This window comes from Kitasatospora hibisci (assembly GCF_043950205.1).
Classification (GTDB): Bacteria; Actinomycetota; Actinomycetes; order Streptomycetales; family Streptomycetaceae; genus Kitasatospora; species Kitasatospora hibisci.
This window is the reverse complement of sequence record NZ_CP171642.1, coordinates 284,271-310,226: the sequence shown is the minus strand read 5'-3', so window position 1 is coordinate 310,226 and position 25,956 is coordinate 284,271. Positions and strand designations below refer to the sequence as shown.

21 protein-coding genes and 5 pseudogenes are annotated in these 25,956 nt (G+C 69.8%); 17 read left to right on the top strand and 9 right to left on the bottom strand.

All coding sequences use genetic code 11. The features are described from left to right. Positions 1 to 36: 36 nt before the first annotated feature. Entirely contained in the window at positions 37 to 192 is a 156-nt protein-coding gene (locus tag ACF9IK_RS01465; RefSeq protein WP_395298790.1) for a hypothetical protein, read from the top strand. A 149-nt stretch (positions 193 to 341) separates the two neighbouring features. Here the strand turns inward: ACF9IK_RS01465 and ACF9IK_RS01460 are convergent, their stop codons facing one another. Together ACF9IK_RS01460 and ACF9IK_RS01455 are read right to left on the bottom strand one after the other, a co-directional pair. After that, complete coding sequence (locus tag ACF9IK_RS01460) at positions 342 to 1,550, bottom strand: hypothetical protein (RefSeq protein ID WP_395292407.1); 1,209 nt, start codon at positions 1,548 to 1,550, stop codon at positions 342 to 344. Between the two features lie 331 nt (positions 1,551 to 1,881). Beyond that, entirely contained in the window at positions 1,882 to 2,580 is a 699-nt protein-coding gene (locus tag ACF9IK_RS01455; RefSeq protein ID WP_395292406.1) for a hypothetical protein, read from the bottom strand. 1,404 nt (positions 2,581 to 3,984) lie between these two features. Here ACF9IK_RS01455 and ACF9IK_RS01450 point away from each other — a divergent pair. The 6 genes and pseudogenes from ACF9IK_RS01450 (at position 3,985) to ACF9IK_RS01425 (ending at position 11,542) form a co-directional block, all read left to right on the top strand. Further along, positions 3,985 to 4,545: a hypothetical protein gene (locus ACF9IK_RS01450; protein ID WP_395292405.1), complete on the top strand. Its 561-nt coding sequence runs from the start codon at positions 3,985 to 3,987 to the stop codon at positions 4,543 to 4,545. Positions 4,546 to 4,833: 288 nt separating this feature from the next. Next, positions 4,834 to 6,822 carry a hypothetical protein gene (locus ACF9IK_RS01445; protein WP_395292404.1) on the top strand — a complete coding sequence of 663 codons (1,989 nt, stop codon included), beginning with the start codon at positions 4,834 to 4,836 and terminating at the stop codon, positions 6,820 to 6,822. Next, positions 6,719 to 9,322: an RHS repeat domain-containing protein gene (locus ACF9IK_RS01440; protein WP_395292403.1), complete on the top strand. Its 2,604-nt coding sequence runs from the start codon at positions 6,719 to 6,721 to the stop codon at positions 9,320 to 9,322. Before ACF9IK_RS01445 ends, ACF9IK_RS01440 begins: the two co-directional genes overlap by 104 nt. A 641-nt stretch (positions 9,323 to 9,963) precedes the next feature. Beyond that, positions 9,964 to 10,407: pseudogene (locus ACF9IK_RS01435) on the top strand (RHS repeat-associated core domain-containing protein); the annotation flags it as partial. Beyond that, a complete protein-coding gene (locus ACF9IK_RS01430) occupies positions 10,352 to 11,119 on the top strand; it encodes a polymorphic toxin type 44 domain-containing protein (RefSeq protein WP_395298434.1) in 768 nt (255 codons plus the stop codon). The pseudogene ACF9IK_RS01435 and the gene ACF9IK_RS01430, both read left to right, overlap by 56 nt. A 132-nt stretch (positions 11,120 to 11,251) precedes the next feature. After that, positions 11,252 to 11,542, top strand: coding sequence for a hypothetical protein (locus ACF9IK_RS01425; RefSeq protein ID WP_395292402.1), 291 nt, complete (start codon positions 11,252 to 11,254; stop codon positions 11,540 to 11,542). 168 nt (positions 11,543 to 11,710) lie between these two features. Here ACF9IK_RS01425 and ACF9IK_RS01420 read toward each other — a convergent pair. Then, a pseudogene (locus ACF9IK_RS01420) lies at positions 11,711 to 13,121 on the bottom strand (IS1380 family transposase); the annotation flags it as partial. Between the two features lie 123 nt (positions 13,122 to 13,244). On the opposite strand from ACF9IK_RS01420, the gene ACF9IK_RS01415 reads away from it, so the two are divergent. The 6 genes and pseudogenes from ACF9IK_RS01415 (at position 13,245) to ACF9IK_RS01390 (ending at position 18,520) form a co-directional block, all read left to right on the top strand. Further along, on the top strand, positions 13,245 to 13,685 hold the full coding sequence (locus tag ACF9IK_RS01415) for a hypothetical protein (RefSeq protein ID WP_395292401.1): 441 nt from the start codon (positions 13,245 to 13,247) through the stop codon (positions 13,683 to 13,685). Between the two features lie 418 nt (positions 13,686 to 14,103). Beyond that, the gene (locus ACF9IK_RS01410; RefSeq protein WP_395292400.1) at positions 14,104 to 15,609 is read left to right on the top strand and encodes an RHS repeat-associated core domain-containing protein; all 1,506 of its coding nucleotides are present in this window, start codon (positions 14,104 to 14,106) and stop codon (positions 15,607 to 15,609) included. Further along, entirely contained in the window at positions 15,596 to 16,093 is a 498-nt protein-coding gene (locus ACF9IK_RS01405) for a hypothetical protein (RefSeq protein WP_395292399.1), read from the top strand. The genes ACF9IK_RS01410 and ACF9IK_RS01405 overlap by 14 nt, the downstream gene beginning before the upstream one ends. A gap of 393 nt (positions 16,094 to 16,486) precedes the next feature. Then, a complete protein-coding gene (locus ACF9IK_RS01400) occupies positions 16,487 to 17,680 on the top strand; it encodes an ISAs1 family transposase (RefSeq protein ID WP_395292398.1) in 1,194 nt (397 codons plus the stop codon). An 8-nt stretch (positions 17,681 to 17,688) separates the two neighbouring features. Then, positions 17,689 to 18,225: pseudogene (locus tag ACF9IK_RS01395) on the top strand (transposase family protein); the annotation flags it as partial. A gap of 79 nt (positions 18,226 to 18,304) precedes the next feature. Next, complete coding sequence (locus ACF9IK_RS01390) at positions 18,305 to 18,520, top strand: hypothetical protein (protein ID WP_395298789.1); 216 nt, start codon at positions 18,305 to 18,307, stop codon at positions 18,518 to 18,520. Positions 18,521 to 18,586: 66 nt separating this feature from the next. On the opposite strand, the gene ACF9IK_RS01385 is transcribed toward ACF9IK_RS01390, so the two are convergent. Continuing rightward, the gene (locus ACF9IK_RS01385; protein WP_395292397.1) at positions 18,587 to 19,225 is read right to left on the bottom strand and encodes a hypothetical protein; all 639 of its coding nucleotides are present in this window, start codon (positions 19,223 to 19,225) and stop codon (positions 18,587 to 18,589) included. 165 nt (positions 19,226 to 19,390) lie between these two features. Between ACF9IK_RS01385 and ACF9IK_RS01380 the strand changes: the two genes are divergently transcribed. Beyond that, positions 19,391 to 19,966 (top strand): hypothetical protein, encoded by a 576-nt coding sequence (locus ACF9IK_RS01380; protein ID WP_395292396.1) that lies wholly within the window; start codon positions 19,391 to 19,393, stop codon positions 19,964 to 19,966. Positions 19,967 to 20,194: 228 nt separating this feature from the next. Beyond that, a pseudogene (locus tag ACF9IK_RS01375) lies at positions 20,195 to 21,336 on the top strand (MFS transporter). Between the two features lie 8 nt (positions 21,337 to 21,344). On the opposite strand, the gene ACF9IK_RS01370 reads toward ACF9IK_RS01375, so the two are convergent. The 3 genes from ACF9IK_RS01370 to ACF9IK_RS01360 all read right to left on the bottom strand — a co-directional run bounded on the left by ACF9IK_RS01370 (position 21,345) and on the right by ACF9IK_RS01360 (position 22,987). After that, positions 21,345 to 21,650 (bottom strand): cupin domain-containing protein, encoded by a 306-nt coding sequence (locus ACF9IK_RS01370; RefSeq protein WP_395292395.1) that lies wholly within the window; start codon positions 21,648 to 21,650, stop codon positions 21,345 to 21,347. A 237-nt stretch (positions 21,651 to 21,887) separates the two neighbouring features. After that, entirely contained in the window at positions 21,888 to 22,406 is a 519-nt protein-coding gene (locus tag ACF9IK_RS01365; RefSeq protein ID WP_395292394.1) for a hypothetical protein, read from the bottom strand. A gap of 11 nt (positions 22,407 to 22,417) precedes the next feature. Beyond that, positions 22,418 to 22,987 carry a hypothetical protein gene (locus ACF9IK_RS01360; protein ID WP_395292393.1) on the bottom strand — a complete coding sequence of 190 codons (570 nt, stop codon included), beginning with the start codon at positions 22,985 to 22,987 and terminating at the stop codon, positions 22,418 to 22,420. 394 nt (positions 22,988 to 23,381) lie between these two features. Here ACF9IK_RS01360 and ACF9IK_RS01355 point away from each other — a divergent pair, with 394 nt between their 5' ends. Next, positions 23,382 to 24,074, top strand: coding sequence for a hypothetical protein (locus tag ACF9IK_RS01355; protein WP_395292392.1), 693 nt, complete (start codon positions 23,382 to 23,384; stop codon positions 24,072 to 24,074). 55 nt (positions 24,075 to 24,129) lie between these two features. Here the strand turns inward: ACF9IK_RS01355 and ACF9IK_RS01350 are convergent, their stop codons facing one another. Both ACF9IK_RS01350 and ACF9IK_RS01345 read right to left on the bottom strand, forming a co-directional pair. Beyond that, positions 24,130 to 24,669 carry an SPFH domain-containing protein gene (locus ACF9IK_RS01350; RefSeq protein ID WP_395292391.1) on the bottom strand — a complete coding sequence of 180 codons (540 nt, stop codon included), beginning with the start codon at positions 24,667 to 24,669 and terminating at the stop codon, positions 24,130 to 24,132. Next, a complete protein-coding gene (locus tag ACF9IK_RS01345) occupies positions 24,666 to 25,013 on the bottom strand; it encodes an SPFH domain-containing protein (protein ID WP_395292390.1) in 348 nt (115 codons plus the stop codon). Before ACF9IK_RS01345 ends, ACF9IK_RS01350 begins: the two co-directional genes overlap by 4 nt. A 327-nt stretch (positions 25,014 to 25,340) precedes the next feature. Between ACF9IK_RS01345 and ACF9IK_RS01340 the strand changes: the two are divergent. Continuing rightward, positions 25,341 to 25,938: pseudogene (locus tag ACF9IK_RS01340) on the top strand (RNA polymerase sigma factor). Positions 25,939 to 25,956 lie beyond the last annotated feature (18 nt).

Sequence of the window (25,956 nt, the reverse complement as noted above, 5' to 3'; positions counted from 1 at the left end):
GGTCGGTGGTGGGTGAAGGTGTTCGGGTAGAGCGCGTTGGAGGCGTTGCTGTCGACGGCGGTGGCGCCGTCCAGGGCGTACCAGAGCGGGTTCACCGAGGTGTCGGCGGCGGGCGCGGGCCCGGCCTGCCAGGTGAAGGAGGCATTGGCGGTGCCGGGGTCGGTGGCCTCGCCCCACCAGATGTCGATCTGACCGTTGCCGCGCTTGCCCCACAGACCGGGGAGCCCTTGCCGGTGATGTCCCCGTCGGAGCCGAGGACCGGCCAGGTGTCGGGGGAGACGGAGCCGATGACGGAGGCGCCGGAGATCCCGGTCAGGGTGGGGACGGTGACGACGTTTCCGCTAGCGTCCTTCACGGGCCTTCCGTTGCTGTCCGTGGCCGTCACGGTGCCGGTGGTGAAGGCGCGGGCAAGCAGTGCCCCCCTTGCCGCCATCCGCGGCCGCCTCCAGGTTGCGGGTCCACAGGCCGGGGTGGCCCTGCTTGGCCCAGTCGCCAGGGGAGATGAGCTCCTTGTCCTTCCATCCGGCGGCGGCCAGGCGGACGGGCTTGCCCAGGGTGTTGTTCGAGACAGTCGGGTAGTACCAAAGGGCGGCGTCGGTGCCGTTGTTGATGCTCTCGACCGTGAGCAGGCCGCTCTGGTTCTTGAACTTCAACCGGTAGTCGAGGTCCGTGCTGACCGGGTCACCGAGGGCGGCCACGCGCAAGGTGGTGGACCAGTCGGCGGCGTTGTAACCGGCTGCGGTCCGCCAGGAGCAGTCCTCGGTGGCCGTCGGAACGCATTTCGGCTTCTGCAGGAGGGTCTTGGAGTCGACACGGCCGTAGTAACCGGTGTTGCCGGGGTTGCCGTAAATCCAGAGGTCCTTGTCCCCCGGGGCGTGGGCGACGATGTCGTCGATGTTGTTGCCACCGGTGAACGTGCCGCGGTGGGCGAACTGGATGTTGCCCCAACCCTGGCCGGTCGGCGAGTCCTCGCGCTTGGCCACGAGGGAGACGGCCGGGCCCTTGGCGAGCGGGTTACCGGCCACGGCATAGGCGCGCAGATCACCTGCCTGGTCGGGAGTCACGATGTCCGGCGCCCCGTCACCCGTGACGTCGCCGAACACCGGCGGCGGGCCGTCCGGATTCCACGGCACGTAGAACGCGTACTGCGCGACCGGCGAGACGTTGCGGGCGTTGTCCATCACCTGCAGGTACACGATGTTGGTGCCCCACCGGCCCGGCAGGACGCTCACACCCCCTTGGGGAAGGGACGAGCCGCACTGCCACTGGGCGCCCGAGAGCTGGGGATCCCAGGACCAGCGCGCACACATCACACCTGAGGGCGTACCGCCGCTCGGCGCGGTGTCGACCGCGGTGAACGGGACGGTGCCCCACTCCCCGACCTTCTTCCTGGTCACCTGCCCGTTGCCCGAGGGCGGGAAGCGGTCGGCGAGTTCGGCTTCGGGAAGCGTCGTGTAGACGTCCGGGACCGAGAGGCTCGGCGGGGTGAGGTCCACCCCGAACCGGCACGCCGGCGCGTACCCGGAGGACGTGTAGCCGTCCGTGGCCACGGACCCCAGCCGTAGACGTGGCCGTCCTTGATCACGTCGGAGCGCACCTGGAAGGCGGCGTTGCCGCCGTTGCCCACCAGACCGGACTGCCCGGAATCGACGACGGGCGCACCCGGCAGGCTGTAGTCCCAGATCTTCGACCACGAGTACAGGGAGTTCTGCACGGGGCTGCGCACGGTGGCGTTCAGAGAGACCGCGCCGTTGAAGTTGCTGCCCGCGCTCATCCAGCCGACCGAGGATCCGTCGCAGCCCTGGTTCTCGGCCCAGGGTGACGCCGTGGCCGGCGGCGGCCACATAGGTGTTGGTCGGAGTCTCCGGGGCACGGTCGTACTCAACGACGACCACCGGCCTGTAGTCGAGCCGCTTGAAGGCCATCCGGTTGGACTCGTCGGGGGCGAACAGGCCGAAGGTCAGGTTCTCGTGCGTTGCCGCCCGCTCCTGGTAGATCGACGTGACGTCGTACTTGAACTCGACGTTGTCGTAGCAGCCGGTGGCGCCGGAGCCGGCGACATCGGCGCGGCCGAGCCGGTTGCCCACTGTGACGGGCGAGTTGTTCCAGGTGGTCCGGTCGTCGATCGGCCCGGTGAGGGTAGAGGTCGACCGGGTAGGTGGTGGTGCAGGAGAAGTCCGAGGACTCGTACTCCCAGACCGACATGGTGGCCTTGTTGATGACCGCGCCGGCGAATCCGCGGGTGTCGATCTGGAAGTAGGACCGCTCGATGCCCTTGACGGTCTGGAAGCCCTGGTAGCCGACACCGGGGTGGGCGTACTGGTCGTTGGTGTTGGTGGTCGTCTGCCCGTAGCGCGGCGTGTTCGGGTAGGCCTGCTGGGTCCAGGTCCAGGCGTTGCCGCTGCGGGAGTCGTAGATCCAGCCCGGGTCGATGAACCACGGTCCCTGGCCCTTGCCGAGCACCGAGCCGTCGGTGGTCAGCTCGATGGCGTTGCCGGTGGCCCTGGTCGGCATGGCCGCGACCCGTGCACCGATGCCGGGCCCGTCCGCGCTGCTGGCCTTGTCGGATTTGGCGGGCACGCCGGTCTGCGGCTGGCCTCCGGCATCGGTCGATGCGGCCTGCGCGGCCGCGACCACTTGCCGACGGGTGCCGCGGAGGCTGTCGGCGTGGCGGCGGTGCCGGAGCTGTCCCACATGCGAGGGACGGGGGCGTGCCAGCGGACGGTGCCGTCCTTGCCGGTGGCGGTGAGGTTGCCGGTGCCGTCGGCCTGGACGGTGACCCCCTGGCCGCTGGTGCCGAAGCGGACCGTCTTGAGCTGGGGGTTCTGGGGCGGCTTCCGCGGTCTTGACGATCAGGACGGTGAGGCCGCCGAACTTGTCGGCGGTGACCTTCAGGTCGATGCCGGGGGCGACCTCGGGGTAGACCAGAAGCGTCGCCGTCCTCGTCGATGGTCGGCTCGGTGAGTGGGAACGGCGAGTCGATCGAAAGAGTCTCGCCGCCGGGGCTGGTCAGCGTGCCGAGCGGGCCGCTGCTGCCACCGGACAGGCGGACACCGGAACCGGCCGCCTTGGGGTGGTAGCCGCCGGTCGGGTCGGCGACGAGCCTGGCGTCGAGGGCGGCCCAGGTGCCGTCCTGCTGCTTGATCCGCTGTTGCTCGGGGTGCTGGGCGCGGGAGAGATGGCCCTCGGGGGTGGCCACCGTCTCGCTGTACTCGTCCGTCAGCTCCGGCACGGACACGGGCTTTCCGGTGGCCTTGGCCTGGGCGATCGCCCGGTCGGCGGCCGAGGCGGGAGGCCTGTCCTTGGTGTGCTTGGGTCGGCGGCGGCCATGGCGGCCGCCAGGTCCGGGGAAGTGCCCCGGGCGAGGGCGGCGGGCGCGGCGAATGCCGGCCGCCGAACGCGACGGGCGCCACGGAGGTCAGGGCCAGGACGAGCCCGACGGCCGCGGCGGACACACGCGGTGACGGGATGTGCGGACGAAGACGCGCGCCGGAGCGAGCCCCGGGCGGAGCGGCAGGCATGTGGAGAGGTCCCCCTCGGGATGGCGATCGGGCCTGGTCGTGGCCGGTATGTGAAGACCACGGGCAGGGGTCGCCAACAAGCTGCCGCACTGGCAAACCAGTGGTCAACTCGATTAACTGTTCGACCGTCCGATTTGAGGGTGGGCGAACCACTTTGCTGTCCGTGTGAGATGAATCACCATGCGTATTGATTGATCATCTCCTCGACCCGAGGGTGCTCGATCCCATACTCTCCGCCACGGTCGTCCGTCCACGCCCTGTCGAGGCGTGGCTGCCTATGGGGGTAGCGATGTCCGTTCGCCGTGTCCGTTTGTCTTGGCCGGCAGGAGGGAGCGCCGCCACCGCAGCGGCCTGGGGCCTCTCGTGTCGCTTTTGTGAGTGCACTGGCGTTGCTGGGTGCTCTGGTGGCGCCCGTTGCGCCGGCGTTGGCTGCGCCGGTGGCGGACAAGAACAAGGACAAGGTGTGGTCGCCGCCGAACACGCCGTTGCCGAAGACGCCGTCGGTGGCGGGTTCGGTGGAGAAGCCGGTCGGTTGCGGCGAAGAAGTTCGCCGGACTGGGTGCCGCCGAAGGCCGCGGCGAAGGTGGCGGCGGGTTCGGCGGTCGCGTTGCTGGACGCGGCGCCGGCGGTGGGCGCTCAGGCGATCCGCAAGGGCGCGGACGGCGTCGAGGTGCGGGAGCCGGCGGCGGGGGCGTCGAAGCAGGCCGGTGAGCTGCCGGTGTGGCTGGCACCGGTGGCACCGGAGGCCGGGGCGAAGGCGGCGGATGCACCGTCTGCGGACGCCCCGGCGCCGGCCAATCCGCCGGTGAAGGTGGCTGTCGCGGATGCGAAGGCGGCTTCGGCGGCGGGTGTGCAGGGTGCGCTGGTGTCGCTGGCCCGGAACGAGCAGGCGGATGCGGCGAAGGCCCGGGTGGGCCTGGATCTGTCGGGTGTCGGCTTCGGTGGTGACTTCGCGCAGCGGGCGCGGCTCGTCTCGCTTCCCGCGTGTTCGCTGGACCACGCCGGAGGTGGCGGGCTGCCTTGAACGCACGCCCGTTGCGTCGCACTATGACGTGCAGGCGAAGCGGCTCGTCGCGGACGTCGACCTGCCCGCGGTCGAGGTGGCGTTGACGAAGGGCCAGAGGGCGGACGCCAAGTCCGCTGACGTTGCGCTGTCGGGCGGGTTTGCCGCCGGGGCTTCGGCGCCGCTGGTGCTGGCGGCCGAGGGTACGTCCAGTGGTCTGGGTACGTACTCTGCGACGTCGTTGTCGCCGAGTCAGGCGTGGACGGCGGGCAGCTCGTCCGGGTCGTTCACCTACAGCTATCGATCCAGGTGCCGCCGACGCTGGGCGGTTCCGCGCCGCAGGTGGCGCTGGGCTACGACTCGGCGTCGGTGGACGGGCGGACGTCGTCCACCAACGCTCAAGCCTCCTGGATCGGTGACGGCTGGGACCTGAACTCCGGGTTCGTGGAGCGTTCCTACAAGCCGTGTGACAAGGCGGGGATCGCGGGTTCGGGTGACCAGTGCTGGGGCGGGGCGAACCTGACCCTCTCACTCGGCGGCCACTCCGGCGAGCTCGTGCCGGACGACGCCTCCTGTGTATCCGGGGACCCGAAGAACGAGCAGTCCATGTGCACGTGGCGGCTGAAGAACGACGACGGTACGAAGGTCGAGTTCCTCACCGGTGCCACGAACGGCACCTGGAACGGCTCGTACCTGAAGGTGACCGACACCGCCGGCACCGTGTACTACTTCGGTCTGAACCATCTGCCCTCCGCCACCGGCGCCCCGACCGCGGTCGGCCCGGAGTCGAGGTCGGCGTGGACGGTGCCGGTGTACTCGCCGAACGCGGGTGACCCGTGCTACGACGCGGCCAAGGGCAAGGGCTCGTGGTGCCAGACCGCGTGGCGCTGGAACCTCGACTACGTCGTGGACGTCCACAACAACCTGACCACCTACACGTATGCGCCGGAGACCAACTGGTACGCGCGCGGCGGAGGCCAGAACCGCGGCTCGGGCACGAACACCGAGTACACCCGCGGCGGCACGCTCGCCTCGATCGCCTACGGCCAGCTGCTCTCCGACCAGCTCGGCGCCAACGGCGCCTACCAGGCGGCGTCCAGGATCGACTTCGGCATCGGTGAGGCGCTGCGTGGCCGGCGAGGCGGCCTGCGCACCCGCCCAGCGCACGGCGGCCAACGCCTCGAACTGGCCGGACGTTCCGCTGGACAAGCAGTGCGCCGAGCAGGGCACCTGCTCGAACTACGGGCCGAGCTACTGGTCGACGCAGTGGCTGAACACCATCACCACCTCGATCCGCTCGGGCGGCGCCTACCGTCCGGTGGACCGCTACGAGCTTGCGCGCGTGTTCAAGTCGCCGTCCAACTGGGTGAGAACACGCAGATCCCGTGGCTGCAGACGGTCAAGCGGATCGGCAAGGACACCTTCAACGGGCAGAGCGAGCAGGAGCTGCCCGCCGTCACGTTCGCAGACCTGCTGCTGCCCAACCGGGTGGACGGTCTGGTGCCGGCCCGGCCGCGCTACAACCGGCCGCGCATGGAGCTGATCACCACCGAGACCGGCGGCACCATCGGCGTGGAGTACAAGCAGAACTCCTGCCAGCGCACCACTGGCACGATGCCGGCCTCCGCCGACAACAACACCTTGGCCTGCTACAACGTGAAGTGGTACGACACGGGCGTGGCGGCGATGGTGGACGACTGGTTCCTGCGCTACCCGGTCGCCTCGGTGACGGTGGACCCGAACTCCAACCTGATCGCGGGCGCGGTGACGAAGACCACCTCCTACGAGTACGGTGACGCCGCCTGGCACCGCAATGACGGTGCGCTGGTGGACGACAAGTCCCGTACGTGGGACCAGTTCCGTGGGTTCGCGAAGGTCACCGTCGTGACCGGCTCCGGTCAGGACGGCAAGAAGTCCAAGTCCTCGACCAGCTACTACCAGGGCATGGACGGGGACCTGAAGGCGGACGGCAGCAAGCGTTCCCTGGCGGTCGCCGGTCCGACCAGCGGCGCCAAGACCGACTCCGACTGGCTGTCCGGCCGGGTGCTGGAGTCCGACGTCTACGCCGACGCGGACGCCACCGCGCCGCAGTCGTGGACCGTCAACACCAGCAGCGGACCGTCCGACACGGCCACGCACAAGCGCTCGGCCTGCCGGATCTGGTGGCCGCTACGCGGCGACCACCTCGACCAGCGTGGCTACTGCGAAGACCAGCACCGGCACCCGCACCACCTCGACGGTGACCACCACCGACGCGGCGAACGGCAACCGGGTCGTCAGTTCATTGAGTACGGCTGACGGCACGCCGGACGTCTGTACCCGCAACTCCTGCGCCGCCAGTAGCAATACCCAGATGACCGGCCTGGTCTCCGCAGTCCTCACGGTTTCAGGAAACAATGCCTGCACCGTGACACCGACTTCGGCGAACACCATCTCCGGTTCGCGCGCCCTCTACGACGGTCAGGCGTTCGGCAGCGCCGGGGCTAAGGGCGAGGCGACGGGTACCCAGGTCCTCGACCGCTACGACGGCTCCGGGACCGCCCAGTACGTGACCACCAGCACCATGACCTACGACGCGTACGGCCGGTCAGCCACAGCGACGGACCCGACCTCCACCGATACCGCGAACCCGAGCGGCACCACGGTGGTCACGAGCTACAGTTCAGCGAACCCGGGTGAGCTGCCCGACCGGACCGTCGCGGGGACGCCGGCTCCGGCGGGTGCGTCGGATGCGGGCGCGAAGCGCGCCACCACGGTGACGCTGAACCCGGCCCGCGGGCTGCCGCTCACCACCACCGACCCGAACGCCCGTATCGTCACGCAGTCCTACGACGGGCTCGGCCGGCTGAAGGCCGTGTGGACGCCGGGTCGGGCGACCAGCGAGAGTGCCAACTACACGTTCGACTACAGCGTGGACGGCACCGCAAGGCCCTCGGCGATCACCAGCCGCACGCTGCGCTCGGGTGGGAAGGACGCCGTGTCCACGCAGATCATGGACGGTCTGGGCCGGGTCGTGCAGACCCAGACCGATCCGGCGATCTCCGCCTACCACGGCCGGCTGGTCACCGACACCTTCTACGACTCCCAGGGCCGCACCAACCGCACCTACAGCACCTACTACGACGACACCTCCGGCCCGAGCACGGTGCGGTTCAACGCGACCCCGGCGCAGGTCCCGAACCAGACGTACACCGAGTTCGACGGCATGGGCCGTCCGGTGAGCTCGCAGTTCATCGCCCTGGGCGTGGCGCAGAACATCACGACCACCGCCTACCCGGGCGCGGACCGGGTCGACGTGACCCCACCCGCCGGGGCGACCGCGACCAGCACGGTGACCGACGCGCGTGGCCGCAGTGCCCAGTTGTGGCAGTACCGCACCCCGGGCGCGACCGGCCGGCAGGCCGACGCCGACGTCACCACCTACACCTACACGCCGGGCGGGCAGGCCGCCACGCGTACGGATGCCGCGGGTAACTCGTGGAGTTACGGCTACGACCAGCGTGGCCGCCAGGTCCGCGCCGACGATCCCGACACCGGTGTCTCCACCCGCACCTACGACGGCGCGGGTCGTCTGGCGACGACCACGGATGCGCGGGGTCAGAGCGTGGCGATCACCTACGATCTGCTCGGCCGCAAGACCGGTACCTACAACGGCACGATCACTCCGGCCAATCAGCTGACCGGCTACACCTACGACACCGTCGCCAAGGGCCAGCCGGCGAGTTCGACCCGCTACGTCGGCGGCGCCACCGGCGCGGCCTACACCAAGGCCGTCACCACGATGGACCAGGCGTACCGGCCAACCAAGACCACCGTCTCCATCCCCGGCAGTGAGATCGGCCAGAGCGGGCAGAAGACCTTCGAGTACGAGGCCGTCTACGACCCGATCACCGGCGCCATGACCAACGAGTACCGGGCCGCCGCCGGCAACCTCGCCGACGAGTCCATCAACTACAAGTACGAGGCCTATGGGCTGCTGCACGACATCGGCGGGGCGGGTGACGTCTATCTGCGTCAGTCGGACTGGGACGCCTACGGGCGCAACATCCGCTCGACGGTGAACCCGTTCGGCTGGCAGATCGTCGCGACGAACACCTACGACGAGTCCACCGGGCGTCTGCTGACCCAGTACATCGACAAGCAGACCTCCACCACCGGCACCGTCCAGAACACCACCTACGCCTACAACCAGGCCGGCCAGATCACCGCGATCCGCACCATCCCGAACAACACCCCCGCGGCGACCGACCTGCAGTGCTTCACCTACGACCACCTCGGCCGCCTCACCACCGCGTGGAGCGACACCGGCCGCCTCGACCAGCCCACCCCCTCCCTCGCCGGACAGGGCGCCTGCGCCAACACCACCCCCACCAGCGGGGCCACCGCCCCGGCGAAGACCACGGTCGGCGGCAGCGCCGCCTACTGGCAGGACTACTCCTACGACCTGACCGGCAACCGCACCAAGCTGATCAACCACGACCCCGCCGGAGACGTGGCGAAGGACCTCAAGACCGAGCAGACCTTCCCCGCCCCCGGCACCCGCAACACCCCCACCACCGCGGCCGGAACCGGCGGCGGCACCGGCGGCCCCCACGCCCTCACCACGGCCAAGAACACCTTCGGCTGGAGCCGGGCACCCAGGGCAGCGACCAGTACGACGCCGCCGGCAACACCACCAAGATCACCAACCCCGGCGGTAACAAGGAACTCAAGGCCGGCTTCACCCTCAAGTCCGGTGAGACCGTGCGCTCCAACGGCGCCCAGCTCACCATGCAGACCGGCGGCAACCTCGTCCTGACCTCCCTGCGCTCCGGCCAGGCCGTGGGCCACCAACACCCAGGACCACCCGGGCGCCTGGGCGACCATGCAGGACGACGGCAACTTCGTCGTCTACGACCCCCAGCGCATCGCCCTCTGGTCGTCGAAGACCTACGTGGGTGCGGGCAGCGGCTACTTCGCGGTACTGCAGGACGACGGCAAGTTCATCGTCTACGCGCCGGGCTGGCAGTCCAAGTGGAGCACTCCCACGTGGAGTGCGGTCGACGCCGCGAACGGCGCGACCCTGACCTGGGACGTCGAGGGCAAGCTCGCCTCACTCACCCAGGGATCCGCCACCACCAGTTATGTCTACGACGCCGACGGCAACCAGCTGATCCGCCGCAACCCCGGCAAGGTCACCGTCAACCTCGGCGGCGGTGACGAACTCACCTACGACACCAACAGCAAGACCAGCACCGGAACCCGCTACTACACCATCCCCGGCAACATCACCCTCGTCCGCCAGGGCCCGGACAAGCTCACCTACCAGTTCTCCGACCACCACGGCACCAACTCTCTTTCCTCGACCGCGACTCCCTCGCCGAGACCCGCCGCACCACCGACCCCTTCGGCAACCTCCGCGGCCCCGGCTCCCTCACCACCCCCTGGGCCGGCGACAAGGGCTACGTCGGCGGCCTCAAGGACGACACCACCGGCCTCACCAACCTCGGCGCCCGCCAGTACCAACCCACCACCGGCCGCTTCCTCAGCCCGGACCCGATCTTCGACGCTGGCGACCCTCTCCAGTGGAACGCCTACGCCTACAGCAACAACAACCCCGTCAACCGCTCCGACCCCAACGGCCTCAAATCCGAAGAATGCGGCACCCTCTACAAGTGGCTCCGCCGGCACGATCACCATGGCCAACCACGCGGAAACTACAGCCGAGTACGTATCCGAGACCGTGCGGAGCCGCGAGGAGGAGACCCAGCCAGCGGCACTAGCGAAGGTGCGACCAAAGAAGTGGACAGACCTCGATTCGGCGGACTTCTTCCGCGCCGAGACCTACATGTTCGGAGAAATGAAGAAGAACAAGGACGATCCGCGGGTGAAGGCGATCAATGAATCCCTCCACCCTGACACGTCCATATTGAGCTCGATAGGCAGGGCCCAGAGCAACTCCAATACCCCGATTGGTGGTTTGGCGATGTGGGGGGCACAGGTCTGCCCCCACTGCGATTGGGACCACAAGGATATCCTTGACGAGATGTTCAACATGAAGGCCAAGGACAACTACTGGTTCGAGGTTCCCGGGACTAAGAAGCGGCTCATGTACGACATCTGGTCGAACATCCATTACGGCTACGTCGGTCGCGCGGCCGGGATCAGCGGTAAGACCCTCGTCGACGGCGCTTCCAAGCTCGAGAGCTGGCTCGTGGGGAGGGATGACAAGAGCGATCACATCACGATGCAGCTCGGAGTCGACCTGTACGACCGCTATGGTGACAACCTTACGCAGGGGCAGCTGCACAACGCCATCTTGGGACTGACTGTGAATCCCGATATGAATGTGAAGGATCTCAATGCGACACGGCTCCTACCGAAGACCCGGCTCGGGCGCTCAGTGCTCTTTGGGGTCGGAACCATTCTCCTGATCGGAGTCTTGCTCTGGAACCTTCCACTCGCCGGACAATGGCGAGAGGCAAGCCGGGGAACGGAGCTTTTGCTCCAGGCCCCGCCGAAAGCGGAGTCTTGGCAGCGGAAGCCAGACAAGGACCCCGGCGCGCTACATGCGCGGCCTCAGCAATCGCGTCGAGCGCCTCTTCCAGCAGGATAATGCAGACCCATTGGCAGGGACGCTCATTCAAACGGTAATGGAGTTCGATTCCCCGACATGGGCCTGGCTGGTCTTCAGAGAGGGTCTCCGGATGAACGGTATTCACGGTACGGGACCATCGATCGAACCGCGTTGGACTCTAGCCAGGAGGCCGACGAGCAAAAGTACTTCTGCCTTCGCTCGGATGATGGCGGGTGTGATCGGCGATACGCCTGGCTGCGCTATGGCCAGTACCTGGTCGAGATCGAAATTATAGGCCGAATCTCTGCGGAAGCCTCCTCCGATATGCTGCGACAATCGCTAGTTGGAGTCGACGCGCCGCGCGAAGCATCTGAACATATTGAGGTGCTGCTGCCCGTAGGCAGCAGCACCTCAATTATTGAGACACATCAGGCCGACCGTGATTCCATTTCGCAAATCTAGCCTCGATCTTTCGTGACGGTCCGTCAGTTTGCTGGCGGGCCGTTTCGGCTATTTGGGCTGGTGAAGCGCAGGGCGGTGGCCCGACTGTCGCGCCGGGTGGGCGCCGGGTTCCACGGCTCCGGAGGTGCGGATCTCGCTGGGGCAGGTGGGTTGTCGCTGGTCAGCCCGGTTGCGGCAGAGCTCGAGGCGCTCGAACGCGGTGGTGATCACGCCGGTCCAGGGCCAGTGGCGGGCCAGCCGGAGCCAGTGGCGGCGGCCGGTGGTGACGAGCCGGGCGGCGGCGGAGAACAGACGAAGCCGCAGGCGCTTGGGCTCCCAGCGGCGGGCGTCGCCGTCCAGGGCGAGCATGGGCATCCAGGCGAGCAGGTCGAGGGCGATCTGGACGATCTCCAGCCAGATGCGGTTCTGTGCGGCGTCGTGCAAGGCAGGTTGCGCAGGCCGGTGTCGCGGGCGGCGCGGATGCGGTCCTCAGTGCGGGCGCGCTGGCGGTGCCGCAGCTCCAGAGCGGCGATCGGCGTGCCGGTGGTGTTCGTCGCGAAGCAGGTCAGCCGCATGCCGTCGGCGTCGGTGAAGCGCAACTGGGCTCCGGGGTGCGGACGTTCCTTGCGGACGATCAGCCGCATGCCCTTCGGCCAGCCCTTCAGGACATCGCCGCCGAGTTCGGCCACCCTGGGCGCGCCGTCGCGGACGGAGCCGTCCGGCACCACGGCCGGTGTCCAGGCCGAGGCCGGAACGAGGAGGACGGCTTGGGATCGCCTCCGTGATGGTCATCCCGACCGAGTAGGACAGCCACCGCCCCCGTGCGGTCAGCCAGTTGAGGAAGTCGTGTGTGCCGCCGCCAGAGTCGGTGCGAATCAGCGTGCTTCGCCCGCGCCGGTGCTTCTTCGGCAGCTGGGCCAGCGCCGGCGGGCGGCGGCGATGTGGTCGGCGGCGGTGTTGCTGCCCGCGTTGCCCGGCCGCAGCAGGCCCGCGACCGGCTCGCCCGAGCCCTGTCGGCCGTGGTCGACGAACGCGAGCAGGGGGTGGTGGCCGAAGGTCTTCTTCCATGTCGCGGTCGCGTCCTGTTTCTCGGAGTGGGCCAGGACCAGTACGCCGTCGATGTCCACGATCACCCCGCCGCCCGCGTTCGGCGCGGTCCGGCCGGCCAACGCCCAGACCCGCTCGCGGACTTCGGCTTGTGCCCGCCGCAGGGCCGTCAGTGCACGGGGCCGGCTGCGGCGAGCGTGTCGACCAGCCGGGAGACGGTCGGGTCGGACGCGACCGGACCGAACAGGGCGGGTTCGGCCCGCAGCACCGCCATGTCCGACAGACAGTCCCCGCCGAGCGCGACCGCCAGGGCGAGGTCGAGCAGGATCTTGCCCGGGTCGTGCACCGCCCGAGGCTTGCGCCATGGCTCCAGGGCCACCGATAAGGCGGCATCCAGGCCGATCCGGCGGGCGGTCTCCACCAGCAGCACCGCACCGGCCTGCGACACCGCACCCCCGCCGCCGCCCCGGACGCGGACAAGCGGGTAGGACCCACTACGCTTCCTTTCACTGCGGCGACAGGACCCTAGACAAGCCCTATCGTCCCAGGTCAGAAGCACTCTCTTGCGCTCTGGCGAACAGTCAGATCATCACCTCGTGAAAGCCCGAGGCTAGACGGCTTCATCTTTCAAAAGTGGTGCCCGTCCAAACCGCGACTAGATTCCGGTGGATGGGCGGTGACGGTGGGCGGAGTGCCGCGGATCGTCTACGCCGTCACCGTTCCGAGGGACCTGCCCGGGGGCTACCGGGTCGTCGCGACGAACACCTACGACGAGTCCACCGGGCGTCTGCTGACCCAGTACATCGACAAGCAGACCTCCACCACCGGCACCGTCCAGAACACCACCTACGCCTACAACCAGGCCGGCCAGATCACCGCGATCCGCACCATCCCGAACAACACCCCGCGGCGACCGACCTGCAGTGCTTCACCTACGACCACCTCGGCCGCCTCACCACCGCGTGGAGCGACACCGGCCGCCTCGACCAGCCCACCCCCTCCCTCGCCGGACAGGGCGCCTGCGCCAACACCACCCCCACCAGCGGGGCCACCGCCCCGGCGAAGACCACGGTCGGCGGCAGCGCCGCCTACTGGCAGGACTACTCCTACGACCTGACCGGCAACCGCACCAAGCTGATCAACCACGACCCCGCCGGAGACGTGGCGAAGGACCTCAAGACCGAGCAGACCTTCCCCGCCCCCGGCACCCGCAACACCCCCACCACCGCGGCCGGAACCGGCGGCGGCACCGGCGGCCCCCACGCCCTCACCACGGCCAAGAACACCTTCGGCTGGAGCCCGGGCACCCAGGGCAGCGACCAGTACGACGCCGCCGGCAACACCACCAAGATCACCAACCCCGGCGGTAACAAGGAACTCAAGGCCGGCTTCACCCTCAAGTCCGGTGAGACCGTGCGCTCCAACGGCGCCCAGCTCACCATGCAGACCGACGGCAACCTCGTCCTGACCTCCCTGCGCTCCGGCCAGGCCGTGGGGCCACCAACACCCAGGACCACCCGGGCGCCTGGGCGACCATGCAGGACGACGGCAACTTCGTCGTCTACGACCCCCAGCGCATCGCCCTCTGGTCGTCGAAGACCTACGTGGGTGCGGGCAGCGGCTACTTCGCGGTACTGCAGGACGACGGCAAGTTCATCGTCTACGCGCCGGGCTGGCAGTCCAAGTGGAGCACTCCCACGTGGAGTGCGGTCGACGCCGCGAACGGCGCGACCCTGACCTGGGACGTCGAGGGCAAGCTCGCCTCACTCACCCAGGGATCCGCCACCACCAGTTATGTCTACGACGCCGACGGCAACCAGCTGATCCGCCGCAACCCCGGCAAGGTCACCGTCAACCTCGGCGGCGGTGACGAACTCACCTACGACACCAACAGCAAGACCAGCACCGGCACCCGCTACTACACCATCCCCGGCAACATCACCCTCGTCCGCCAGGGCCCGGACAAGCTCACCTACCAGTTCTCCGACCACCACGGCACCAACTCTCTTTCCCTCGACCGCGACTCCCTCGCCGAGACCCGCCGCACCACCGACCCCTTCGGCGTCACCCGCGGCCCCGGCTCCCTCACCACCCCCTGGGCCGGCGACAAGGGATACGTCGGCGGCCTCAAGGACGACACCACCGGCCTCACCAACCTCGGCGCCCGCCAGTACCAACCCACCACCGGCCGCTTCCTCAGCCCGGACCCGATCTTCGACGCTGGCGACCCTCTCCAGTGGAACGCCTACGCCTACAGCAACAACAACCCCGTCAACCGCTCCGACCCCAACGGCCTCAAATCCGAAGAATGCGGCACCCTCTACAAGTGCGGCTCCGCTGGCACAATCACCATGAAGAACGCGGCTGAGACGACTGCCGAGCGGGTTGACGATTCTGCCTATCAGCGCCTCGTTTCGAGTGATCCAGGTTTCGAGGAAGAGCGAAAGGAGATGAGGCATCAGAATGGTCTTCGGGCGGGCCGCGACTATCGAGCCAAGACGAGCTACCCGTTCAATTGGGACAAGGATGGCCGTCACCCGTATGACCGGAAGAATTACGAGCCGGCTAGTAAGACAGAAATGGCACAGTGCGGGAACCATCCAGTTGACTGTTGGGCCGCGCATGAGGTCAAGGACCGGGCTGTTGAGCTCACGGAACTTACTTATCAGGGTGGACCAAGGGGGCCGAATTACCCCTACGGTCAGGGCGATACAGAGCAGACTAATGCCTTCCGGCACACGGTCTGGCAGGCCATGCTGACGTTCAACCTGGGCGAGGAGCGGGCCTGGGACTGGGCAGACGCACATGAGGCCTATCACGCCCGAAATATGCAGGGTGACCATCTTGCAGACCTGGTGAACAATGAGAAAGGCCGGAGTATTGGACTGCGGGCTCGGGCGGTAGTGCCGGCAAAGGAACTCGGATGGAACGCAATGCTGGTCAGGCAGTGGGTTGAAAAGTACGTTGCCAGTGAAGCGATCCTGTATGTTGAAGGCGGCCAGTATGCAAGGCCCGGCGACTTCCGTGATGATGACCTATAAGGCGCGTTGTGGAAGATCAGAAACCGAGGAAGGGAAGCCTGTGGCTTCAAGGTGGAAGATAGTGATCTCGGTAGCTGTAACGCTGTTGGTGATCGGTGTCGCATTAGTCGGATGGCAAGTAATGAAGCGAACTGCGGCGCTTGACCTGGAGGGAGCGTGGAAGAATGGATCAGTCCTTCTGGAACTCAAACCCGATGGAAGTGTGGGGGCGTCAAAGCTCCCGGTGAGCGTCTGTGATGGCACCGTCGGTGCTCTGGGCGATGTAGTCACTGAGATCAAGGGAACATGGAAGGAGGAATACTTCACGGATGCGGGCGATGGCGTCCGTATCGACGCGACACGAAGCGACGGAGGCGGGCGGTGCAACTTCTGGATGGCCTACTCGTCGCACGATGGAAGTGCTGAACTGTGGTTCAGCTATGTTCCCTCCCCCGGTAAGGTCCTTGGTGAAGGTTCCCTGATTCACGCCTTGGCCGCAGGTTAAGGTGACAAGACCTGCGGCCTCGGCATTGGCAGTACTATCGGGCGGAGGCGTTGCCGTGAGCCGGGGTTGAAGCGCCCACCTCGTCGGTGCCTTCGTTCGGGAACGGCGAAATCGGCACCGCGCGAGCCTCCGACGTGGGGCGTGATGACCGAGTGCACCAAAGCCTCGGACATCTTGGCCAGGCACAACCCTCAGCGCCGGCATCCTGTTCGGTTGGGTGCCGAAGCATGACGCCGCGTTCCTGGCGCAGGGCGCGAGCGTTCTCGGGTGACGAGACGTCACAGTTGTGACGAAGTAGGAGGGTTGTCCGCTTCGCCGGTGTGGTGAAACGGGACGCGGCTCTCGGATGATCAAGGTGTCGAAGCCGTTGATCACAACCGAAGCCGCGTCTGCATGCCATCCTCCCTGATCTCCACCGTCACCCGCCACCAGGACCACATGCCGGGCGATCTGACCGGCGACGCCGAGCGCCTGATCACCCTGGCCGAGGTCCTGGACCGCCTGCCGGACCCGCGCCGCACGCGGGGGCGCCGCTACCGACTGGGCGCCCTGCTCGTGCTGTGCGCCACCGCGGTAATGGCCGGGGCGTCCACCTGGGCCGCCATCGTCCGCTTCGCCGCCGGCCTCGACCCGGTGCTGCGCGAGCGCATCGGCCTGGTCCGCGGCATCCCGCGCACCAGCACACTGGCCCGCCTCCTCGCCCGCCTCGACGGCGACGCGCTCGACGCGGCACTGGGCGCCTGGCTGCAACTGCAGCACACCGACCCACTCACCGGCCCAGTCCCGGCAGACGCACCGGTCAAACGGGACGCGGTCTCGGTCGACGGCAAGACCTTGCGCGGCTCGCGAACCCGCGAGCGCCGGGCCGTCCACCTGCTCGCCGCGTCGATCCACGGCACCCGCGCCGTCATCGCCCGGCGGCAGGTCGACTCCAAGAGCAACGAGATCACCGCGTTCCGCCCGCTCCTCGGACCCCTCGACCTGGCGGACAAGGTCGTCACCTTCGATGCCCTGCTCACCCAGCACGACCACGCCCGCTTCCTGGTCGAGGAGAAGAACGCGCACTACATCGCCCTGATCAAGGGCAACCACCCCACCCTGCACGCCCAGTTGAAGAAGCTCCCCTGGAGTGAGGTCCCGCTCATGGACAAGACCCGCGCCATCGCTCACGGCCGCGACGAGATCCGCCGCCTGAAGGCCGCCACCGTCCCCGACCTTCCCTTCCCCCACGCCGACCAGGTCCTGCAGATCGTGCGCCGCCGTCGCGTCCTGAGCACCGGCAAACTCACCGTCGAACGCATCTACGCGCTCACCGACCTGACGATGCACGAGGCCACGGCCGCCCACCTCGCCGAACACGTACGCGAACACTGGGGCGTCGAGGCCCTGCACCACCTGCGTGACGTCACCCTCCGCGAGGACGCCTCCAAGATCCGCACCGGCAGCGCACCCCGCATCATGGCCGGTCTGCGCAACACCGCCCTCGCGCTCGCCGAGCTCGCCGGCTGGCACAACCACGCCGCGGCAGTCGATCACTACAGGTCACGCCCCGACCACGCACTCGACCTGATCAAGCCCACAACCTGAGAAAGCTCATGCCCTGGCGTCGAGGGGTGCGTCACCCGTTCGTGGCGGTGCTGCTGGTCGCGGCCTCGGCGGTGGTCGCCGGCGCACGCTCGTACGCGGCGATCGGCCAGTGGTCCGCGAACGCTCCGCAGCACGCCCTGGCCCGCCTCGGTGCCCGGGTCGTGGGGGCGCTGGGCGTGCGCGTCGCACCGAGTGCCGCCACGATCCGGCGGGTCGTCGGCCTGGCCTGTCCCGGCGGCCTGGCCGACCTGACCGGCGCCGATCCCGTCGGCTCGGACTCCGTCTCCGTCGACGGCAAGGCCGCCCGAGGCTCCCAGCTCGGCAAGCTGCCCGCCGCCCACCTCCTGGCCGCGATGACCGACGACGGCCGAACCGTCACCCAGCTGCGGGTGCCCGACAAGACCAACGAAATCACCTGCTTCGCCGCGCTGTTGGAGCCCTACGACCTGACCGGGGTCACCGTCACGGCCGATGCCCTGCACACCCAGCGCTCCCATGTGCGCTTCCTGGTCGAGGAGAAGAAGGCCCACTACCTGCTGGTGGTCAAGGCCAACCGCCCGCGGGGCGGTTCTCCTCGGCCGGGCGCATACGCCCGGGTGTCGGAGTGGGCACGTGCCGCCGCACTTGCCTGCCGGAGGGACCGCCGCCCACCTGGGCGTGGACGAGTACCACCTCAACGCGCTGACGCACGGGACCCGCTGGATCGACCTCGCCCGCACCACCGGCCCCGAGCTGGCGCTGACGCGCGCCAGTGCCGAGGCCGAGAAGCACTGGCGGGACACCGCCACCGTCGGGCAGAAGGCCTGGCGCCTGGTCAAGGACCTCCTCAAGGCGCTGTGAAACCTGGACGCCCCCGGAACCCGCCAAGCCCTGACGGCCGGGCCTGACAACGCCGAGGGCCGGCCGCTACCGCAGGCCGATCAGGCCCCAGCCCCGGTCCCCGGCCCGGGTGACCACCTCGCCCCACTCGTGGAGCAGGGCGACGGCGGCGTCGAACGTCCTCGGCCGGGCGGGCCACGGGGCGGCCTCGGTGGCGAAGGGCTCGCGCAACTCCTCCAGCCGCGGCGCCGCCACCTCCCAGGCCCGCGCCAGGGCCGGCACCTCGTCAGGGGCGCGCAGCAGCAGGACGTGGGGCCGCCACGGTGCCGGGTCCGTGGGGAAGCCGCGCGCCGGCGCGGGGGAGTCGTCGTCCTCGTCCTCCGCAGCAGGGTCGTACGGGCCGTCCCAGAACAGGCCGCTCGCGAAACGGTCCAGCGCCTCCCGCAGATCGGGGGCGGCCAGCGGGCGCACGTCCTCCCAGGCGTTGGCCAGGTGGAAGTGCCAGCTATAGGAACCCGTGGTGCTGAAGAACCGGTACTCGGCGCACCACGGCGCATCCCGCGGCCGCCACACCCAGCCGCCCTCCACCGCGTAGTTCGCGTCCTCGCACCGCTCGCAGCAGAAGTCCGGGAACACCGCGTCCTCCAGAGCCTCCAGCCGCCCCTGCGCCGGTACCCGGGCCAGGTGCGCCCAGTCGGCCATGACCACGGTGATGTCCAGTCCCATCCACGCAGGCTAGCGCCGTGACCGAGCGGGTTCATCGGGTTTACGCCCGACGCCCGACGCCCGACGCCCGACGCCCGACGCTCGACGCTCGACGCTCGACGCTCGACGCCCGCCGGCCCGGTCGGGCGGGCCGGGGTGTCGGACGACGTGGCTACCATGCCCGGCATGGGCTACACCACGACCTTCACCGGCCGGATCGCCGTCGAACCGCCGCTCAACGAGCAGGAGACCGCCTACCTGCGGAAGTTCGCCGGCACCCGGCGCATGGACCGCGACAACGGCCCCTACTACGTCGACGGCACCGGCTACGCGGGACAGGGCCGCGACGCGGACATCCGCGAGTACAACAAGCCTGCGGCGGGCCAACCCGGCCTGTGGTGCAAGTGGGAGCCCACCGCTGACGGGGCCGCGATCGAATGGAACCGACACGAGAAGTTCTACGACTCGCCCGAGTGGCTGGCCTACCTGGTCGACCACTTCCTCAAGCCCGGCGCTCACGCCCACGGCAAGCCGGGGTTCGGGAACTTCACCTTCGACCACGTGCTCAACGGTGTGATCGACGCGCAGGGCGAAGAGTCCTGGGACACCTGGAAGCTGATCGTGCGCGACAACGAGGTGTCCACGTCCGGGCCCGTGGAACCCGGTACGGCATGGCTCTGCGAGGGCTGCCTCACGGTGATCGCCGACGAGGACGCCATCTGCTGCCAAGGAGCGGAGCCGATACCGGCGTACGCCGAGTAGGGCCCCGGGACAACACCCGTCCCACCCCCTGCCCCCTGCACAGGTGGCAGGCGACCGCCATCCGGCCCAAGCCGGGCCCCGCCCGGACGGCCCACGGCGGGGCCGGCTGCCTACCGTGGGCGGATGACCGACCACCGGCCCCCGCAGCGACGCCGGCCCCCGCAGCGACACCAGCTCCGGCGGACCCGCCGGGGCTATCTCGGGGCCGCCGCCGCCTTCGCCGTCTGCATGGCCGGCACCACCCTCCCCACCCCCTCTACGGCCTCTACCAGGAACAGATCGGCTTCTCCGAACTGATGGTGACGGTCGTCTTCGCCGTCTACGCCTTCGGCGTGATCGGCGTCCTCCTGCTCGTCGGCAACGTCTCCGACTCCGTCGGCCGCCGCCCCGTCCTGCTCTGCGGACTGGCCCTCGCCGCCGCCAGCGCCGTCGCCTTCCTCGCCGAACAGGGCCTGCCCCTGCTCTGCCTGGGCCGCCTGCTCTCCGGCCTGTCGGCAGGCCTGTTCACCGGCACCGCCACCGCCTACGTCCTCGAACTCGCCCCACCCGAGCGCCGCGCCCGCGCCGGCTTCGTCGCGACCGCCGCCAACATGGGCGGCCTGGGCTGCGGACCCCTGCTCTCCGGCCTCCTCGCCGAGTACGCACCCGACCCGCTCGTCCTGCCCTTCGTCGTCCACCTGGTGCTGCTCGCCGCCTCGTTCACCGTCACCTGGCTCCTGCCCGAGACCGTCCACGACGCCCACCCGCTGCGCACGGCCCGCCCGCACCGCCCGGCGCTGCCGCCCGAGGTGCGCGGGGTGTTCGTCCCGGCCGGGATCGCCGCGTTCGCCGGGTTCGCGCTGCTGGGGGTGTTCACCTCGGTCAGCCCGGCGTTCCTCGCCGAGGACCTGGGCATCGACAACCACGCCGTCGTCGGCCTCATCGTCTTCACGGCGTTCTTCGCCTCCACCCTCGGCCAGCTCCTGGTGCCCCGCCTCGGCACCGCGCGGGCCATCCCGCTGGGCTGCTTCGTCCTGATCGCCGGCCTCGCCCTGCTGGCCGCCTCCCTCGCCTGGACCACCCTGGCCCCGCTGGTCCTCAGCGCCCTGGTGGGCGGCGCGGGCCAGGGCATGGGACTGCGCGGGGCGGTGGGCGAGGTCGCCGCGGCCTCGCCCGCCGAGCACCGCGGCGGCGCCCTGTCCGCGCTGTTCGTGGTCGCCTACTTCGGCATCTCGATCCCGGTCATCGGCGTCGGCCTGCTCAGCGAACCCCTCGGCCTGGCCGACGCGGGCCTGGTCTTCGCGGCCTGCATGGCCGTCCTCGCCGCCGCCTCCGGGCTCTACCTGCTCCACCGCGCACGCACCCGTACCGGCGCCGAGGTGTCCCCGTAGGCCCGCCCCTACTCCTCGGGGACCTCCACGATCACCAGGGTGCCCCGGCTGCCCGGCCGGACGGCGTGGTGCGTACCGGCCGCAACCCAGTACATCTCGCCCGGACCCACCGTCACTTCCACACCGTCCACGGTCAGCTCCAGCCGGCCCACGACCACGAACAGCACCTCCGTCATCGCATGGACCTCGCTCGGCACCGGCTGCCCGTCCATGCGCAGCACCTTCACACCGGCCGTGCCCACCTGCCCCAGCAGGCGCGAGTTCCACGACGTCGGCAGCGCGGACGCCGCCTCGAACACGTTGACCAGACTCATGGCATGCCCCTTCAGCGGACAGCCCCTGCCCGGGAAGGCACGGCGCCCGCAGCGCGATCAATGGATACCGGGACGCTATCCGAGCCGGGCCGACCGTTGGTCGACCGTTTGGTAAAACCTCCCGGCGAAGGCCGCCGGCCCCGAAACGGCCTCAACCACGCGGCGCCCGCACCTCGAGGACCGTCGCCGTGCCCTCCACCGGCCGGCCCTCGTGCATGGCGACGACGTCACCGGGCCTCACATGCCGCCACAGCTCGGGCCGCAGGGGCGCCAGACGGACGTCGGCGCTCTCCCCGGGGCCGAGCGCGGCGCGCCCTCCACCCAGATCCGCGCGGTGTCCAGGATCTGCAGCCCGTCCGCGGTGCGCAGGCCGACGTCCCACAGCGGCCGCAGCTGCCCGTCCCCCGCGAACGCGGTCCGACGACGCCCCTCACCGGCGCGGCGCATCGTCAGCGCCGCCCGGACGGTGCCGTGCCGCGCCTCCCAGGCACGCCACTCGCACCAACGGCGGCTGTCCTCCAGCACCATCTGCCGGGCGGCCTCGGCGAGCAACTCCCAGAACGCGACGGACGCCGGACGCACGTCCGCGAGCTCGACGAGCAGGTGGAGCGCCAACTCCCACTCGCACAGGTTCAGTTCCGTGTACACCTCAGCGACTGTCAGGCCGCCGCCCGCCGCTGCGCCGTCGCCCGCTGCTGCGCCGTCCTCGGACAGGAGGTCGGCGGCCCGGTGAAGGAGTGTGAAGGCGTCGTCCATGGGCGCCATCCTCACCCACGCCCGCCGACCGTCCCACCCCCGCCCCGGCCCCACCCCTCACGCACCCGCCATGGCATGCTCCCAGCCGTGATCGACAAGCCGGGCGACACCTGGTCGTTCGTCGCCGCGCGGAACCGGCCGTATTCCCCGCCGCCGCCGAGGTTCACGGCGTCCCCGGCGTCCAACACGCCGCAGACGCCGGGCGCACCCTGTGCGGGATCCGCGGCCGCTACCTCACCTTCTACCTGCACCACTTCGAGCCTCAGTATCTGGCTTCCTGCCACACCTGCCGCGGCCTGGCCGAAGCGGCACCGACCCGCCCCTGCGCCCAGGAACGCCTCCACGACCGCCTCCAGGCCGACGCCCCCGACAGCCCGCTGCGCGAGGACCTCCTCACCGCGCTGCGCCGGGGCGCGCGCATCGCGATCTGGATCACCGCCCCGGCGGCCGGCCTCACCCGGCACTACGCTCGCCTCGACCAGCTGACCGAGGGCGCGGGCCCGGCCGCCGCGGCGCTCGCGGCCGGGGGCCCGTCCATCACGCTCGCCCGCGTCGAGGACGCGCGCGGTGGCGCCGCGCACCGGTACCTCGTCGTCCTGCCCTTCGACGGCCCGCCCCGGATCGCCCGCGGACCGCTGCCCCCGCAAGACCCGTCCGGCCCCACCGTCCTGCCCGCCGCGCCCGCCCGCTGAGCGTGGGCCGACGCGAGCCGCGCTCGGCCCGGGTGCAGGCCCTCCCCGTGCACCCGGACGTGTGCGGAGGCCCCGCCGCCCGCGAATCGGTCGGGGGGAGCGGAACCGGCGGGTGCGCTTCGCGTGTCCCCTCAACCGGTAGTCGTATGACGGGTGATCACACACCGAGAGGCGGTACCGACCCGGCGAAGGCCGGGGTCCGTTCGCCTCACTGTGCGGGGGCCCTCGCTTCCTCGGCAGATGAAGCCGGGGCACCCACGAAGGAGATCCGATGATCGGTGGCATGCTGTTCCTTCTGGGCTGTGGGCTGACCGTCGTCGTGTCGGTCGTCATGGTGGCGCGCGGCACCCGCAAGGTCGTGCGGGCCACGCGGGTGGGCACGGGGATCAAGGGGCTGGCCGCGCAGCCGGGCTGGCGTCTGCACGCGCTGAAGTCGCCCCGCTGGGAGGGGCACCTGGCGCACTTCCCCTGGCTGACCGCCCAGACCCACGCCAGTGAGACGGCGAGCGGTCCGCTCACGCTGACCGGGCCGCTCACGGGCAAGGAGGCGACGGTCTCGATCCTGATCAAGCAGCTGGAGGGCGACGTGGACATCTGGCTGGCCGTCTGCACCAAGCTGGCCCAGCCGCTGCCGCGCGCCACGCTGGAGCGTGACTGGAGCAGCGCGGCGCAGCACATCCGGTGGCCGCAGGGCCTGGTCTACGGGCCTCGCGGCCAGGACACCGCGGGGTTGGAGGAGGCGCTGCTGCGCGGGGGTCTGGAGGAGCGGCTGGTGGCCGTCGGGGCGCCCGCGGTGTCCTTCCTCGACGCCGAGGTGTGCCTGCTGTGGCACCCGATTCCCGACGGCCGGGCGCTGGGGGCGCTGACCGCGGCGGTGGCGGACCTGCTGCCCGACCTGGTGCACGCGGCCGCCCACCAGGACGACCCGGCCGACGGGCCCACCGGCGACGGCCGGGCCGAGGCCCCGCAGGCCTGAGCGCCCGCACCCGCGCCCACCACCCACCCCGGGCGCGCGGGTGCGGGCGCGGGCCTCAGCGCTTGGTGCCGTCCACGATGACCGGCGTGCCGTTGGCGCCGCACGGACTGGCGTAGACGGGGTTCTTCTCCGCCGCGGCCTTGAACGCCTCGATGCACTGGCTCAGCAGGATCTTGTCGGTGAGCGAGTTGGCGATCGCGGCGTTGGCGGCCGCGGTGCTCTCGGCCTCGATCCTGCGCTTCTCCGCCTCCGCCTTGGCCGTGCGCACGGCCGCCTCCGCCTGGGCGGTCGACTGGTCCTGCGCGATCTTCTGGTCGATGGCCTTCTGCAGGCCCTCGCTCGGCCGGACGTTGCGCAGGTTGACGCCGTTGACGAGGATCCCGCGCGGGGCCAGCCGGGCGGTGATCAGCTTGTCGATCTCCGAGCTGATCGCCTCCCGCTGCGAGCTGTAGCCCTCGACGCTGGTGTGGCGGGCGAAGACGTTGCGGACGATCTCCCGGCTGTCCGGGTAGACCAGGCGCCGCTGGACGGCCTCCGCGCTGCCGGCCAGCTTGAACAGCTCGACGGTGTGCTGCGGGTCGATCGACCACTTCACCGTGAGGTCGGCGAACAGAATTCCCCCTCGGAGGAACGGACCTCCACGGTGGAGTCACCGGTCAGGTCGAGATCGGCGGGTCGCGTCGAGAAGGTGGTCACGTCGGTCAGCGGCGACTTGAAGTGCAGCCCCGGCTGCCAGGTGCGGCCGACCTTGCCGAGGCTGGTGGGCACCGCCACCTCGGTCGGCTCGACCACGTGCACGAAGGTCGTGAGCCCCAGCAGCAGCCCGAGGACGCCGGAGACGATGCCACCGAGAGTGACCGGCCAGGAACCGACCTTGCGCCACCGCAGGATCAGCAGCACGATGCCGACGGCCAGGAACAGCAGGGACAGGATGAGCATGGTGGGGTCTCTCCGACTGGAGTGATCAGGACTGACGGCCGCAGCCTAGGTAGCCGAAGACCCACTCCTGAGCCGGGTTCAGATGATGTTCATACGATCAACCCTGTGCGTTGGCCGAGGGTGCCCGCGCAACAGCCGCAACCGCACCACCGGGTGAATCCTTTCGCGTCCGCCGTGCCTCTCATAGCCGTAGCCGTGCGGACGACCGCGTCCGCCCCACACCCCATCGGGAGGACCCCATGACCGCCGTCGTCATCGCCGTCGCAGCCGGCGCACTGCTGCTGTGCGCGTGCACCGTCACGCTGCTGCGCCGCCGCAGGGGTCGGCGTGGCTGACCACAGCTGGCCCGGCGCGACCCTGGTCACCGCGGCACAACACGGCGACGCCGAGGCCCTCACCGCCCTGATCCACGGCTCCCACCCCCACGTGCAGCGCTTCGCCCACACGCTGTGCGCCACACCCCAGGACGCCGAGGACGCCGCCCAGGAAGCGCTGATCATCCTCTACCGCAAGATCGGCATGCTGCGCGCCTCCGGGGCGCTGGCGTCGTGGATGTTCCGCATCGTCCGCAACGAGTGCCTGCGCCGCACCCGCGGCGTGATCCACCGCCCACCGGCCACCGACCCCCACCGGCCCGACACGCCCGGCCGGCCCGGCACCTCCACGCGGTCCGCCGAGGAGGACGTCCTGCTGCGCCTGGAGGCCGAACGCGTCGCGGCCGCCGTCGCCGCCCCTGCCCGCCGACCAGCGGCAGGTGCTGGTCATGCGGGACATCCAGGGCCTGCCCGGCCGCACCGTCGCCGACCGGCTCGGGCTGAGCACCGCCGCGATGAAGTCCCGCCTGCACCGCGCCCGTTCGACAGTACGCGAGGCCCTGCGCGACGAACCGGCCACCGCCACGAGGGGAACCCACGATGAAGCCTGACCTCACCACCGTGACCCG